Source organism: Exiguobacterium sp. BMC-KP (assembly GCF_001275385.1).
Classification (GTDB): domain Bacteria; phylum Bacillota; class Bacilli; order Exiguobacteriales; family Exiguobacteriaceae; genus Exiguobacterium_A.
The window spans coordinates 425377-439122 of record NZ_LGIW01000015.1 but is presented as its reverse complement, the minus strand read 5'-3'; the positions used below and the strand labels follow the sequence as shown (position 1 = coordinate 439122).

The window sequence follows — 13746 nt, the reverse complement described above, 5'->3', positions numbered from 1 at the left end:
TTACTTGCTTCTCATTCCGAGCTAGGTGTCAGTTCACGGTATTCGAGGTACCGACGATTGACGGTGGCTTTTGAAATATCATGCCCCATACCTCTTAAGGTGATTGCAATATCAGAGAACGTCAAACCAAGTTCTCGAAGACGAACGATTTCTTCGATTGGTACGTCTTTTCGACTACGTCCAGCGTTGTCTCCTTGGCGATTGAGATTACGTTCTGGTCGAAACCCTTGTTCCACAGCTCGGCGCATGCCACGAGCGATTTTTGCATTATGCAATTTGCGTTGATATTCTTCAACGAGTGAGACAATCTCAAGCACCATCGCCTCTGCATCAGCAAGCTGATATTCGCCATCGGAATCAAGCGTCATCAGTCGAACACCATGCTTTTTAAATGTATGCAAAATAGCAATTTTCGCATTCCCTCGCCCAATTCGTGTGTCATCCGTCACGAGAACCGCATCTATCGCATCACGTGTCACATGATCAAGAACAGTTAGCATCCCTTCACGATCAACATCGTATCCACTCTCTTTTTCAGAGACGACATCTACGACATCAAATCCTTTTTGAGATGCCACCTTCGAAAGTTCCATCCGTTGACGTTCAATCGAACTATCTTGTGCTTCTTTTTCAGTCGACACCCGACAATAAATCACGACCTTCATCGTACCTCACATCCCTGTTCGTTCTTTCACAACTTTTCCATTCTGTCATTGTTGTGCGATTGGTACAACGATTTTGCTTTTTGAGATGACATGTTTTGTCTCGACATCATTATTTTTGATCAACCAGTTGACATATTCTTCGTCTGACATTGAACCGTCGTTATAGACTTCAGCAATTTGTTCGACCGTAGCGTTCTCATCGACCGTTACGGACGCTGTCATCAGTTGCGCGACCTTTTCATCCGGACGTGGTATGAGTAAAAAAATCACGAAAGCAACACTTAAAGCATAGAAGAGAATAGAAAAAGCATGAGTACGAATCGTATGAATCATCATGAATCCCTCCAAATATGAAATGAATGAGTTAGAATAAATGTTCGCGGAACAATTGTTCGCATAACTCATAATAAACACAGAACCCGTGTTCGGTCAACACAAAATGTCGAACAATTGTTTGTACGCTCATTTGTTCTATGTTATAGTGAATCTAGAAACATATATTCTTACATTTCAAACTTCAATCCAGAAAGAGGTGGCAATTCGTATGCGGAAAATGTCTAAGCGCCAACAAGAGATTCTCGACTACATCGTCTCTGAAGTGAAACTGAAGGGGTATCCACCATCAGTTCGTGAAATCGGAGAAGCAGTCGGACTCGCGTCTAGCTCGACGGTACACGGTCATTTGGATCGACTCGAGAAACGGGGAATGATTCGCCGTGACCCGACGAAACCACGTGCGATTGAGATATTGCTTGATAAGCCTGAAGAAATCACGGAAGCCATCGTCCATGTTCCCGTCATTGGGAAAGTCACAGCTGGTCTTCCGATTACAGCGATTGAAAATATCGAAGAACAATTCCCGCTCCCTGCACATTATGTAGGTAACGAGACAGTCTTCATGTTAACGATCGATGGTGAATCGATGATTAATGCAGGTATTCTTGACGGCGATCGTGTCATCGTGCGCCAACAAAACACAGCAGAAAACGGAGAAATCGTCGTAGCTATGACCGAAGATAGCGAAGCGACGGTGAAACGGTTCTTCTTAGAAGATCAACAGGTACGTCTACAACCAGAAAATGACTCGATGGATCCGATGTATTTCGATAATGTCTCCATTCTTGGTAAGGTAATCGGCGTGTATCGGACGATTCATTGACGGAGGGACCAGTTACGACTGGTCTTTTTTCATGCCTTCAGGAAATGTACATGATACCGTCAATACCATCGCGCTGACGGGTTACGTTGCGTATTCGGTCGCAACGCAACAAACCGATTGGTTACCGACCGCCATTGGTATCGCTGTCGGTACACTTTGGCTGTCGCCCGACCTTGATTTAAAATCAGAACCGTATTATCGCTTTGGACCGTTTCGAGTCCTATGGATGCCTTATGTGAAAATCATGCCCCATCGCTCGATTTGGTCACATGGACTGATCATCGGAGATATCATCCGACTTCTATATAGTGCTGCTATTTTGATTCCACTACTATTTCTAAGTCTGTATTTTCAAATTCTTGATTCGGCAACGATTGATTCATGGTTCGCTTCTCTGCCTGCTTTTATCATCGGCATCATGGTAGCGAGTACGATTCATATCCTACTAGATTATTCCAGTAGCTGGTTTCGACCTAAAAAAAGAAAGAAGCGTCGCCGTTAACACCTCTTATTACCTGTTTACAGGTAGGAAGAGGTGTTTTCTTATCCATTTTACCGTATCTTTAAACATCAAAATAAAAAATTTCCATTCCTATATTTCAATTATTTGTATTGAAAACGTTCTCAATTCGGAGTAATTTAAAGTAGAAAGGCCATTATCTGCTTTAATCCAAAGGGAGGGTTTTTGCATGAATAACTTTGTACTAGAAATGATCGGTACGATGATCCTCATCCTACTCGGGGATGGTGTCGTCGCCGGTGTCGTCTTGAAAAAGACGAAATCGGAAAACAGTGGGTGGATCGTCATCACGTTCGCTTGGGGTCTTGCCGTCATGACAGCAGCATTCGTTGCTGCTGAGAGCGGAGCACACTTGAACCCCGCATTAACAATTGCACTTGCTTTGAACTCTGATTTACCGTGGGCAGACGTTCCGATCTACATTGCTGGACAACTTGTCGGAGCTTTCATCGGCGCCATTCTCGTTTGGCTTCATTACATGAAACATTTTGAAGCGACTGATGATCAAGCTGCAAAACTCGGTGTGTTTGCAACAGGCCCAGCGATTCGTCATACGCCATCGAACTTGATTTCTGAGATCATCGGGACATTCGTTCTTGTCTTCGGTATCTTGGCACTCGGTTTAACAACATTCGGTGACGGATTAAAACCACTCATCGTTGGTTTACTCGTCGTCGTTATCGGTCTATCACTCGGTGGTACAACAGGATACGCTATCAACCCGGCCCGTGACCTTGGACCGCGTATCGCACACGCCATCCTACCGATTCCAAACAAAGGTTCTTCTGACTGGGGATACTCATGGATTCCAGTTGTTGGTCCAATCATCGGTGGAGCAATTGCCGTGCTCATTTATCAATTGATTTACTAAGACCACATTCCACTAACACATAATGCTCAAGGGGGATTTCGAAATGGAAAACAAGTATATCCTAGCACTCGACCAAGGTACGACAAGCTCACGTGCGATCATCTTCGACCACGATGGGAAAATCGTCAACTCGGCACAACGGGAATTCAAACAATACTTCCCGCAACCAGGTTGGGTCGAGCATGATGCCAACGAAATCTGGGGGTCGATTCTTGCTGTCATGGCAGAAGCACTCGGAACTGCAGATATCAAACCTGAGCAAATCGCCGGAATCGGAATCACGAACCAACGTGAAACGACAGTTGTCTGGAATAAAGAAACAGGCAAACCAGTCTATCACGCACTCGTTTGGCAATCGCGTCAAACGTCTGGTATTTGTGACGACTTAAAAGAACAAGGTTTGAACCAGAAGTTCCGTGATAAAACAGGACTCCTGATTGATGCCTACTTCTCCGGCACAAAAGTTAAATGGATCCTTGACAATGTCGAAGGTGCACGTGAGCAAGCAGAAAATGGTGAATTACTCTTCGGTACGATTGATACGTGGCTCGTATGGAAACTGTCTGGTGGAAAAACACACATTACAGACTATACGAATGCTTCACGGACGTTGATGTACAACATCTACGAACAAAAATGGGATGAAGAGTTACTCGATATTCTCGGTGTTCCGGCTTCAATGTTGCCAGAAGTTCGTCAGTCGAGTGAAGTTTATGACAAAACGGTACCGTATCACTTCTTCGGTTACGAAGTGCCGATTGCTGGTATTGCTGGTGACCAACAAGCAGCACTCTTCGGTCAAACGTGCTTCGAAGCCGGTGAAGGAAAAAACACATACGGAACAGGTTGCTTCATGCTCATGAACACGGGTGAAAAAGCCGTTTCTTCTGATCATGGCCTTTTGACAACAATCGCTTGGGGTGTTGATGGGAAAGTTGAATATGCGCTTGAAGGTTCGATCTTCGTCGCTGGTTCTGCAATCCAGTGGCTCCGTGACGGTCTACGCATGCTAAAACATGCGAAAGACTCAGAAGGTTACGCAGCGAAAGTCGACTCAACAGATGGCGTTTACGTCGTTCCTGCCTTCGTTGGTCTTGGCGCACCATACTGGGATTCAGATGTTCGTGGTGCGATCTTCGGCTTAACACGCGGAACGGATAAAGAACATTTCGTTCGCGCAACGCTTGAGTCACTTGCATACCAAACACGCGACGTCTTGACAGCAATGGAACAAGATTCTGGTATCGAACTGAAGACACTTCGTGTCGACGGTGGTGCTGTAGCGAATAACTTCTTGATGCAGTTCCAATCGGACATCCTCGGCGTTCCTGTCGATCGTCCGCAAATCAACGAAACGACAGCACTCGGTGCAGCATATCTTGCTGGATTAGCCGTTGGTTACTGGAAAGATAAAGCGGAAATCAAGCAACAATGGAAGCTCGATCACCAGTTCAAACCAGAGATGAAAGAAGACGATCGTGAACAACGCTATGCTGGATGGCAAAAAGCAGTTGAAGCGACAATGGTCTTCAAACCATCGAAATAAAACAATTAACCCGGTCCCTTTTGCAGAGGGACCGGGTTTTTGATATCTTGTAGAAAATTGAGCGAGAGGTGTATCATGCATTCTACTTATTCTGATCAACAGTTAAAAGAACACATTCAGTTTGCGCTTGATGGCAACATCACGCATGAAGAACTAGCAGATTGGTGTTATCGCTATATGACAGACGTGTACCACAACGATCATTACTATATCGCAACCGACGGACGTGGGAGCTATCCGTTAGGTAAGCAAGCGGCTGAAGTAGTAAACGATATCGATGCACAATGGGATCTTTATCTTGCTAACAGTTATTCTCTAAATGAATTACAGACCATTGATTTAGCTACAATTTGTTTGCCTAGAGAGTGGTTAGAAAAATGGCTCCAGTCGTTTTGATTCATGAAACACTCATCTACGTTTTAATACAAATAAAAGTAATTGAAATAAAATCCCCATCGCCTACTTGCAAAGGGGATTTTATTACTTATTTGCTAAACTCTTTTTTCAGCCCGTCTTCAATCTCGTCAACGGATTTGGACTGACCGCTTAGGACTGCCGCTAAAAACGCACCTTCGACGAGCGGTGCGTCGATAAACCGAATCGTCCGTTCCCCACTGTATAATTCAAGGGCTAGTTCCGTATTCATCGTCGCAGAACCGATATCCGTTAAGACGACTCCATCGTCGTCTAACGTATTCAGTGTCTCTTCGATGCGAGTAGCGTCCGTTCCAATACTACCATCCTCAAGACCTGCTGCGAGCAAGACCGGAGTATCCGGTGCCATTTCTGCTAACAGTTCCTTTAATCCCGTCGCGAGTTTTTCACTATGGGAAACAAGTACAAGATTAACCATGGAGCACCTCCGCGATTTCGCTTAGTAACAGAGCACTTGATAGACTGCCTGGGTCCTGAACACCTTCCGTCGCTTCACCGAAGTACGACGCGCGACCTTTCGTTGCGACACGTGCTTTTGTATCAGCAAGCGCTTGGTCGATTGCTGCTTTCAAGTCCCCTTCTTGCGAAAGTGCTTCTTGGAATGGCGTCCAAATGTCAACCATCGTTTTTTGACCGAATTCTGATTTCCCGCGCGATTTAATGCCTTCAGTCGCCTCGTGGAAAGCATCGGCAAGCTCTGTTCCTTCGATTTCTGTTTTTCCTTTAAATGCACCGGCAAACTTAACGAATGCTGTTCCATATAAAGGGCCGGATGCTCCACCGACTGTTTTGATCAGCGTCATTCCGACTTCCTTGGATAATGCGCCTAAATCTTCGTACTCTCCATGTTCCTCAAGCGTCTTTTGAACGGCTTGGAACCCTCGTGACATATTAATTCCGTGATCCCCATCGCCGATTTCTCGGTCAAGATCCGTCAATTCATCCTTGTGCTGTTCAATCTGTTCTGCTGCTTTAATAAGTGCGCTTCGCAACTGTTCCGTCGTCAACTTCATCTTAGTACACCCCGTTTATCTAAATTAGAATCCAATCGCTTTCGTTTCTGCGTCGAGATAGCCAAGCAGTTCATCATCCACTGGTAGAAGCGTAATCGAGAAACCGTGCATCTCGAGCGACGTCATATAGTTTCCGACGAACGAACGGGCAATCTCGTAACCATGCGCCTGAAGTTCTTCTGCGACGTATTTATACGTGATATACAGCTCGGATTCTGGCGTTCCGCCCATCCCGTTCACCATGACCGCAACTTTTTTATCTGGCACTTCTTTCGTCAGACGATCGAGCAACTCTTTGACGATTGCATCAACGGAAGCGACCGCTTTTCGTTCGAGTCCTTTTTCGCCATGAATCCCGATTCCAATCTCCATCTCGTCATCATGAAGTTCAAACCCTGGTTTCCCGCTCTCTGGCATATAGCATGGCGAGAGCGCCATTCCGATTGAGCGAACGCCATGAATGACCTTTTCAGCGACTGCTTTGACTTCACTTAGTGATTTCCCTTCTGCAGCAGCAGCGCCAGCAATCTTATGAACGAAAACAGTCCCTGCAACTCCACGACGGTCCTCTTCTTTTTTGATGGCAATGTCATCGTTGACGATGACCGTATCAACTTCGATATCCTCAAGTTCAGCGAGTTCCTTCGCCATATCGAAGTTCATGACGTCACCCGAATAATTTTTGACGACGAGCAATACGCCCTTACCACCATGCGCAGCCTTAATCCCTTCAAGCACCATATCAGGCGTTGGGGACGTGAAGACTTCCCCACATACAGCTGCAGCAAGCATACCGTCCCCGACGAATCCAGCGTGTGCCGGTTCGTGACCACTTCCCCCACCAGAGACAAGACCAACTTTTCCATCGAGTGGGACTTTCCGCGCAACGACATTGACACCTTCGACTTTTTTATACAAATCAGGGTGAGCAAGTACGAGTCCGTCGACCATGTCTGAAACGAACCGGTTTGAATCTTTCATTAATTTGTGCATGAAAAACGCTCCTTTACCTAACTGATTTTTGCCGTACCACTTACTCTTTACCACCAAATCAAGTCGAGTATGTCGAAAAAAACGATGAAAATATTGACCAGTTAGTGACGATATTCCACATGAATGCTATGCTCTTTTAAAAAGAGGAGGAATCGAATGTCATCAGCCTTTCAAGCAGGTGTACGTGCCTGTCTTCCAACCGTCCTTGGCTATATCGGCATCGGCTTTTCAGCCGGAATCGTCGGTCGTGCTTCAGGTTTATCTCCCCTTGAAGTCGGATTCATGTCAATCTTCATCTATGCAGGTGCTGCCCAGTTCATCATCACGAGTCTCTTACTATTAAATAGTCCTGCCTCTGCCATTATCCTGACAACATTCATCGTCAATTTGAGACACTTGTTAATGAGTCTGACACTTGCACCACATGTCGAGACACGGCACCTTCGTGATCGACTCGGTACCGGGACACTACTGACAGATGAATCGTTTGCGGTCGCAATGAATACTGCGCAAAAAGGGAAGATCTCACCTTCTTTCATGCATGGCTTGAATCTGACCGCTTACTTTAGCTGGATCGTCGCAACTGTTCTTGGAGCACTCGTCGGCAGTTGGTTTCCTGATCCTGAGCGCTTTGGTCTCGATTTCGCCTTGACTGCGATGTTCATTGGCTTATTGTACTTACAGTTCGAAGGAGAACGTTCCCGTATTGCTGTGAATAGTTGCCTCTTACTGATCGTCATGCTTTTGCTTTACATAACCATGCGCTACTTTTCTCCAGAAGTCGCCGTTCTTTGCGCGACGCTTGGTGGCGCAAGTATAGGAGTCGTGATCACACGATGGAAATCCGCCCAGAATTAATTGCTCTCTTTTTAGCTTGTGGACTTGTTACTTGGATTCCACGCGTTTTACCCTTTCTAGTCCTTCACGGACTGACGTTACCTCGCCTCGTAACGGAATGGCTCTCCTTCATTCCGGTTTGCTTACTCGGTGCGCTCTTCTTTCAAAATCTACTTATCGTGCAAAACGATGCGTTCCCGACTATTTCGACGCTTCATGTTTTCGCAGCACTACCGACGATGGCCATCGCGATCTTCAGTAAAAGTCTATCCTGGACGGTCATCACCGGTGTCGTTACCATGGCGTTTCTACGATTGTATCTGTAACTCCCTCATCCATCTTTACCATATTTCGGTGAGCCGCTTGTGTTATCCTTAAAATTTAAATTAATGGATAGTAAAGGAGGTTTTAATATGTTGAATAAGCGGTTGATGTCCCTTCTGATATTGTTATGTGCCAGCTTTCTGCTTATGAATCAAATGGATCTACCTTACATGTTAAAACAAGGACTGATCGTGCTCTATGTCATCGCTTATTTCGTCGCGGTGGTTATTTCTCGGAAAAAGACGACCAGACCTCAAAAACAATGACTCGAAAAAATCTCCTCAAGTCTTGAAAGACTTGAGGAGATTTTTTGAATTCACATATTCGCTTGTACATCCTGATAAGTGGATTGTTGTTCAAACTCTTTTTTCGCAAACGGACATAACGGCAATAGCTTGACGTTTGCCTCGCGTGCCCAGTTGACGATCTCAGCAACGAGTTGTTCCCCGATCTGTTGATTCCGGTGCGCGGGATCAACATACGTGTGATCGATGATCCACATCCCGTTGTTTGTATCGCTGTAGGTGATTTCCCCGATCACTCTGTCCTCATGATGGGCTTCGATTTTACGTTCCGCTCGTTTCAGCTCCATTTGCTTCCCTCCGTTCATAAGATAAGGCGCCACTCGGACAACCGTCAACGACCCGCATGACATCCTCGACTGGCGCTCCGTCCGCTTCAATCCAAGGACGTCGTTTGACATCAAAGACAGTTGGTAGACTTCGTACACAATGACCAGAGTGAATGCAAACTTCCGAATCAAAATAAACCGTGATCTCTTTGCCTTCATATCCCTTCTTCACTACGTCTCGCCTCCCTAATTTCTTGCTGTTGTTTCTTTTCCACGTCCTTTCGTCAATCCCTGTTTTTCCATTACAAATAAAAAAGCACTTCCGGACAGAAGTCCGAAAGTGCTTGAGTTGGATTAGAACAAGACCATGTACTGATCGCGTTCCCATTCCGTAACTTGTGTCCGGAACATATCCCATTCGATTTCTTTTAATTCAACGAAGTGTTCTGCGATGTGATCACCGAGAGCGTGCATGACGACGTCATCCGCTTTCAAGACTTCGAGTGCGTGGCTGAGTGTTGATGGAAGATCATCAATTCCGTTTGCGACGCGTTCCGGTTTGTCCATGACGTAGATGTTGCGGTCGATTGGCGCCGGTGCTTTCAAGTTGTTCTTGATTCCGTCGAGACCTGAAGCAAGCAATGTTGCAAGTGCGAGGTACGGGTTTGCTGCTGGGTCGACTGAACGCACTTCGATACGCGTCGAGAGTCCACGTGCTGCAGGAACACGGACGAGTGGTGAACGGTTACGTGCTGACCATGCAACGTAGCAAGGTGCTTCGTAGCCAGGAACAAGACGTTTGTATGAGTTGACTGTCGGGTTACAAACCGCTGTGAACGCACGAGCGTGTTTGAGGATACCCGCTGTAAAAGCACGTGCATCGTCCGACAATTGCATGTCTTCGTTGCCTTCGTCGAAGAAGACGTTCTCGTTGCCTTTGAAGAGCGACATGTTCGCGTGCATTCCTGATCCGTTAACACCGAAGAGTGGTTTTGGCATGAATGTCGCGTGCAAGTTGTGCTTCGCAGCAATCGTCTTAACGACGAGTTTGAACGTTTGGATGTTATCCGCTGTTGTGATCGCATCAGCGTATTTAAAGTCGATTTCGTGTTGACCTGGTGCGACTTCGTGGTGTGATGCTTCGATTTCAAAGCCCATGTTCTCAAGCTCGATGACGATCTCTTTACGGCAGTTCTCTCCGAGATCGACTGGTGCGAGGTCGAAGTATCCACCTTGGTCATTCAACTCAAGTGTCGGACGCCCTTTTTCATCTTTCTTGAAGAGGAAGAATTCTGGTTCTGGTCCAACGTTGAACGAAGTGAAACCGAGTTCTTCCATCTCTTTAAGTACCCGTTTGAGCTGACCACGTGGGTCTCCTGCGAACGGCGTGCCATCCGGATTGTGGATGTCACAGATTAAACGTGCAACTTTCCCTGTTCCATCTTCTGTCCATGGGAAGACGACCCATGTGTTTAAGTCTGGGAAGAGATACATATCTGATTCTTCGATTCGGACGAATCCTTCGATCGATGAACCATCGAACATCATTTTGTTATCAAGTGCTTTTTCCAATTGGCTTACTGGAATTTCAACGTTCTTGATCGTTCCGAGGATATCTGTGAACTGTAAGCGAATAAAGCGTACATCCTCAGCTTTAGCGATTTTCAAAATGTCTTCTCGTGTAATGTTGCGACGTGTCATGTGACAAATCCCCTCTCCGATTCGTTTTTATATGGTAACAGGTTCTTACTTGAAGAAACGCCCGAGCTCACCTTGGATGAGCGACGTCTTTCCATGTCGTCCTGCTTCCTTCAATTCATTTTTCAGGAGTTTATACAATTCGCCGTCAGATAGTTCCGGGCGCGTCTCGACGACGCTCTCCGCAACGCGTTCGCGTTTGACGAGATCGTTTTCAAAAATCAATTTGATCCCTGCGATATTCAGTCCTTGATCCAGGTATTCCTTGATCGACAACAGGCGATCGACATCGTTGAACGAATAGAGGCGACGCTTCGTCTCTGTCCGCTCCGGCTTGATCAGTCCCTGTTCTTCGTAGTATCGGATCTGGCGGGCAGATAACGCGGTCAACTCTTGAACGACTCCGATGGGAAATAGTGGCTTGGACTGGCGTGATGAGTCTGCCATGTGGTTCCTCCTTTTTCCTTACTCCATGAGAATAAACCTCTGTCAGGCAACTTGTCAAGCGATGTAAGAAAAGTTAACACAACTTTTTTAATCACTTTACATGAAGTCGTTCAGAGGTCTTTTCACGAGATATTCTAGTATTAAACGTTTTTTTCTGGAATTAATTGTTTTTTCATCAAATGATTGACGGCTGAAATGATAGCGATTTTGACGTGACTATACGTCAAACCACCTTGAACGTACGCGGTATAGGGCGCACGGATCGGACCGTCTGCTGACAACTCAATCGATGAACCTTGTACGAACGTCCCTGCTGCCATGATGACGTCATCCGCATATCCTGGCATATAATCCGGAATCGGCAACGCATGCGCATTAACAGGCGAAGCTGCTTGAATCGCCTGACAGAACGCAATCATCGGCTCCGGCGCATGGAACGAAACCGATTGAATCAAATCCGTCCGTTCTGCTGTATGATGCGGTGCCGTGTCAAAACCGAACTGTCCGAGCATGCTCGACGTGAACATTGCCCCCATCAATGCTTGACTGACCGTATGTGGTGCCATGTAGAATCCTTGATACATATCTGGAAGTGCTGATAACGATGGACCGGCTTCTGCTCCGATTCCTGGTGTCGTCATCCGGAACGATGCCCGTTCAATTAAGTCGGTCCGCCCGACGAGATAACCACCAGTCTTCGCAAGACCACCACCCGGGTTCTTGATCAACGATCCTGCCATCAAGTCTGCCCCGACATGCGTCGGTTCGATCGTCTCGACGAACTCACCGTAGCAGTTGTCGACGAAAATCAAGACGTGTGGATGGACGGCTTTAATGGCGGCAATCGCCTCACCGATTTCGCTAACCGGTAGACTACGACGCGTCGCATATCCTTTTGAGCGCTGGATCCCGATGACTTTCGTCTGTGGTGTGATCCGTTCGAGAACAGCCGATACGTCAATCGTCTCGGCGTTTTTCATCTCGACGACATCATAGTGGACGCCGAGCTCCTTTAATGAACCACGTCCGTCACCACGAATTCCGACGATCTCTTCGAGCGTGTCGTATGGTTTTCCTGTAATATATAGCAATTCATCGCCCGGTAACAGCAACCCGAACAACGCGATACCGATTGCGTGCGTTCCGCTAATGATTTGCGGACGACAAAGACCGGCTTCTGCACCGAAGACATCGGCATAGATCCGTTCGAGCGTATCGCGCCCTTCATCGTTGTAGCCGTAGCCTGTTGACGGCATGAAATGAAAATCACTGACCTTGTGACGTCGGAACGCATCGAGGACACGGAATTGATTATATTCCGCGACCTCTTGTGCCTTCTTGACGTACGGTGCGATCTGTTCCTCCGCCCGGTCAATAAGTGGACGGAGGGTTTCGTAATGGGTTAATTCTGAAAACATGCTTACACCTCGTATTGTTTCAATGTCGCGTAGAGACGCGTATCTTTACGCAAGTAACCTTTTAGAATGACGGAACCATCTTCTTCGAACGATTCCTTCAAGTTCATCATGACTTCCTTCGCTGGATTATAATGGGCAAAACCATCCACCGGAATGCGAATCTCGAGATACTCGAGAATTTCACTGATCGAACGTTCGATTTCTTCAATCAAGCGCTCGATGTCTTGCGGATCTAGCGCAGAAATCAACAGCTTCCCGCCTGTGAACAAGCGGTTCAGTTGGTCTTTCTTGTTGTAGACTTCCAGTTGCGGGATGTCACCGGCACCGAGTTCATCGAGGACATCGTTCGTCGTCTGCATCTGATTCAAGTAATGCTCACTTGATGCATCAACGACGTGAAGAATCAAGTCTGCTTCAAGCACTTCCTCGAGGGTCGAGCGGAACGCCGCGATCAACTTCGTCGGAAGATCTTGAATGAAACCGACCGTATCCGTCAGAAGGATTTGACCACCTTCCGGCAAATCAACTTGACGCGTCAACGGATCGAGCGTCGCGAACAACTCATCCTTTTCGTATGTGTCGGCTTGCGTCAACCGGTTGAAGATCGTTGACTTACCAGCGTTCGTATAGCCGACGAGTGCGATTTGGAACGTCTGGTTTTCTTTGCGACGTTCCCGGTAACGGGCACGGTGCGCGACGGATGTCTCGAGTTGTTTCGAAATCTCATCGACTCGGCGACGGATATGACGACGATCCGTCTCAAGTTTCGACTCACCTGGTCCACGTGTTCCGATTCCACCACCAAGACGCGACAGTTGTGTTCCCTGTCCGGCAAGACGTGGCAATAGATAACTCATTTGTGCCAGTTCCACCTGCAATTTCCCTTCGCGTGACTGGGCGCGTCCGGCGAAGATATCGAGGATCAACTGTGTCCGGTCGATCAATTTGATCGCTTCCGGGTCCGATAAGGCAATCCGGATATTTTTCATCTGACCAGGCGTGACCTCAGCATTGAATATGATTAAATCAGGTTCAAGTTCGTCCGCTAACGCAACGAGTTCTTCAACCTTTCCTTTTCCGATGAACGTACGGCGATCAATCGCTTGTCGTTTCTGATCCAGACGACCGACGACGACACCATGCGCAGTCGTTACGAGTGCTTCGAGCTCCGCGACCGATTCTTCATAGACATGGTCCGGGACACCGGGGAGCTGGCAACCAACGACGATAACGCGTTCTGACATAATAT

General features: G+C 46.9%; 18 protein-coding genes. 7 read left to right on the top strand and 11 right to left on the bottom strand.

Translation table 11 applies throughout. The annotated features are described in order from the left end of the window. Positions 1 to 11 precede the first annotated feature (11 nt). Together ADM98_RS07735 and yneA are read right to left on the bottom strand one after the other, a co-directional pair. Positions 12 to 665, bottom strand: coding sequence for a YneB family resolvase-like protein (locus ADM98_RS07735; protein ID WP_053452965.1), 654 nt, complete (start codon positions 663 to 665; stop codon positions 12 to 14). Positions 666 to 710: 45 nt separating this feature from the next. After that, positions 711 to 998 carry a cell division suppressor protein YneA gene (gene yneA / locus ADM98_RS07730; protein ID WP_053452964.1) on the bottom strand — a complete coding sequence of 96 codons (288 nt, stop codon included), beginning with the start codon at positions 996 to 998 and terminating at the stop codon, positions 711 to 713. 211 nt (positions 999 to 1209) lie between these two features. Here yneA and lexA point away from each other — a divergent pair, with 211 nt between their 5' ends. The 5 genes from lexA to ADM98_RS07705 all read left to right on the top strand — a co-directional run bounded on the left by lexA (position 1210) and on the right by ADM98_RS07705 (position 5157). Beyond that, positions 1210 to 1824: a transcriptional repressor LexA gene (lexA, locus tag ADM98_RS07725; protein WP_023467770.1), complete on the top strand. Its 615-nt coding sequence runs from the start codon at positions 1210 to 1212 to the stop codon at positions 1822 to 1824. Positions 1825 to 1855: 31 nt separating this feature from the next. Then, positions 1856 to 2326 carry a metal-binding protein gene (locus tag ADM98_RS07720; RefSeq protein ID WP_053452963.1) on the top strand — a complete coding sequence of 157 codons (471 nt, stop codon included), beginning with the start codon at positions 1856 to 1858 and terminating at the stop codon, positions 2324 to 2326. A 187-nt stretch (positions 2327 to 2513) separates the two neighbouring features. Then, entirely contained in the window at positions 2514 to 3215 is a 702-nt protein-coding gene (locus tag ADM98_RS07715; protein WP_053452962.1) for an MIP/aquaporin family protein, read from the top strand. 43 nt (positions 3216 to 3258) lie between these two features. After that, a complete protein-coding gene (glpK, locus tag ADM98_RS07710) occupies positions 3259 to 4761 on the top strand; it encodes a glycerol kinase GlpK (protein WP_053452961.1) in 1503 nt (500 codons plus the stop codon). A gap of 57 nt (positions 4762 to 4818) precedes the next feature. Further along, entirely contained in the window at positions 4819 to 5157 is a 339-nt protein-coding gene (locus tag ADM98_RS07705) for a hypothetical protein (RefSeq protein ID WP_160315920.1), read from the top strand. Between the two features lie 88 nt (positions 5158 to 5245). Here ADM98_RS07705 and dhaM read toward each other — a convergent pair whose 3' ends face one another. Genes dhaM through dhaK form a run of 3 tightly spaced genes read right to left on the bottom strand, consistent with a single transcriptional unit; the run spans position 5246 to position 7202 of the window. Further along, complete coding sequence (gene dhaM / locus ADM98_RS07700; protein ID WP_053452959.1) at positions 5246 to 5614, bottom strand: dihydroxyacetone kinase phosphoryl donor subunit DhaM; 369 nt, start codon at positions 5612 to 5614, stop codon at positions 5246 to 5248. Then, positions 5607 to 6209, bottom strand: a complete 603-nt coding sequence (gene dhaL / locus ADM98_RS07695; protein WP_053452958.1) for a dihydroxyacetone kinase subunit DhaL — start codon at positions 6207 to 6209, stop codon at positions 5607 to 5609. Before dhaL ends, dhaM begins: the two co-directional genes overlap by 8 nt. 24 nt (positions 6210 to 6233) lie before the next feature. After that, positions 6234 to 7202 (bottom strand): dihydroxyacetone kinase subunit DhaK, encoded by a 969-nt coding sequence (dhaK, locus tag ADM98_RS07690; protein ID WP_053452957.1) that lies wholly within the window; start codon positions 7200 to 7202, stop codon positions 6234 to 6236. Between the two features lie 156 nt (positions 7203 to 7358). Here dhaK and ADM98_RS07685 point away from each other — a divergent pair, with 156 nt between their 5' ends. Both ADM98_RS07685 and ADM98_RS07680 read left to right on the top strand, forming a co-directional pair. Continuing rightward, positions 7359 to 8060, top strand: a complete 702-nt coding sequence (locus ADM98_RS07685; RefSeq protein WP_053452956.1) for an AzlC family ABC transporter permease — start codon at positions 7359 to 7361, stop codon at positions 8058 to 8060. Continuing rightward, the gene (locus ADM98_RS07680) at positions 8039 to 8365 is read left to right on the top strand and encodes an AzlD domain-containing protein (RefSeq protein WP_053452955.1); all 327 of its coding nucleotides are present in this window, start codon (positions 8039 to 8041) and stop codon (positions 8363 to 8365) included. Before ADM98_RS07685 ends, ADM98_RS07680 begins: the two co-directional genes overlap by 22 nt. Before the next feature lie 314 nt (positions 8366 to 8679). Here the strand turns inward: ADM98_RS07680 and ADM98_RS07675 are convergent, their stop codons facing one another. The 6 genes from ADM98_RS07675 to hflX form a co-directional block, all read right to left on the bottom strand. Then, complete coding sequence (locus ADM98_RS07675; RefSeq protein ID WP_053452954.1) at positions 8680 to 8955, bottom strand: GNAT family N-acetyltransferase; 276 nt, start codon at positions 8953 to 8955, stop codon at positions 8680 to 8682. Continuing rightward, complete coding sequence (locus ADM98_RS17550; protein ID WP_050678346.1) at positions 8930 to 9166, bottom strand: (4Fe-4S)-binding protein; 237 nt, start codon at positions 9164 to 9166, stop codon at positions 8930 to 8932. The genes ADM98_RS07675 and ADM98_RS17550 overlap by 26 nt, the downstream gene beginning before the upstream one ends. A 122-nt stretch (positions 9167 to 9288) precedes the next feature. Next, positions 9289 to 10635 (bottom strand): type I glutamate--ammonia ligase, encoded by a 1347-nt coding sequence (gene glnA / locus ADM98_RS07665; RefSeq protein WP_053452953.1) that lies wholly within the window; start codon positions 10633 to 10635, stop codon positions 9289 to 9291. Positions 10636 to 10680: 45 nt separating this feature from the next. Continuing rightward, entirely contained in the window at positions 10681 to 11079 is a 399-nt protein-coding gene (locus ADM98_RS07660; RefSeq protein ID WP_023467758.1) for a MerR family transcriptional regulator, read from the bottom strand. 140 nt (positions 11080 to 11219) lie between these two features. Continuing rightward, positions 11220 to 12497: a methionine gamma-lyase family protein gene (locus ADM98_RS07655; RefSeq protein ID WP_053452952.1), complete on the bottom strand. Its 1278-nt coding sequence runs from the start codon at positions 12495 to 12497 to the stop codon at positions 11220 to 11222. 2 nt (positions 12498 to 12499) lie between these two features. Next, positions 12500 to 13741, bottom strand: coding sequence for a GTPase HflX (gene hflX / locus ADM98_RS07650; protein WP_034785946.1), 1242 nt, complete (start codon positions 13739 to 13741; stop codon positions 12500 to 12502). Between the last annotated feature and the right edge of the window lie 5 nt (positions 13742 to 13746).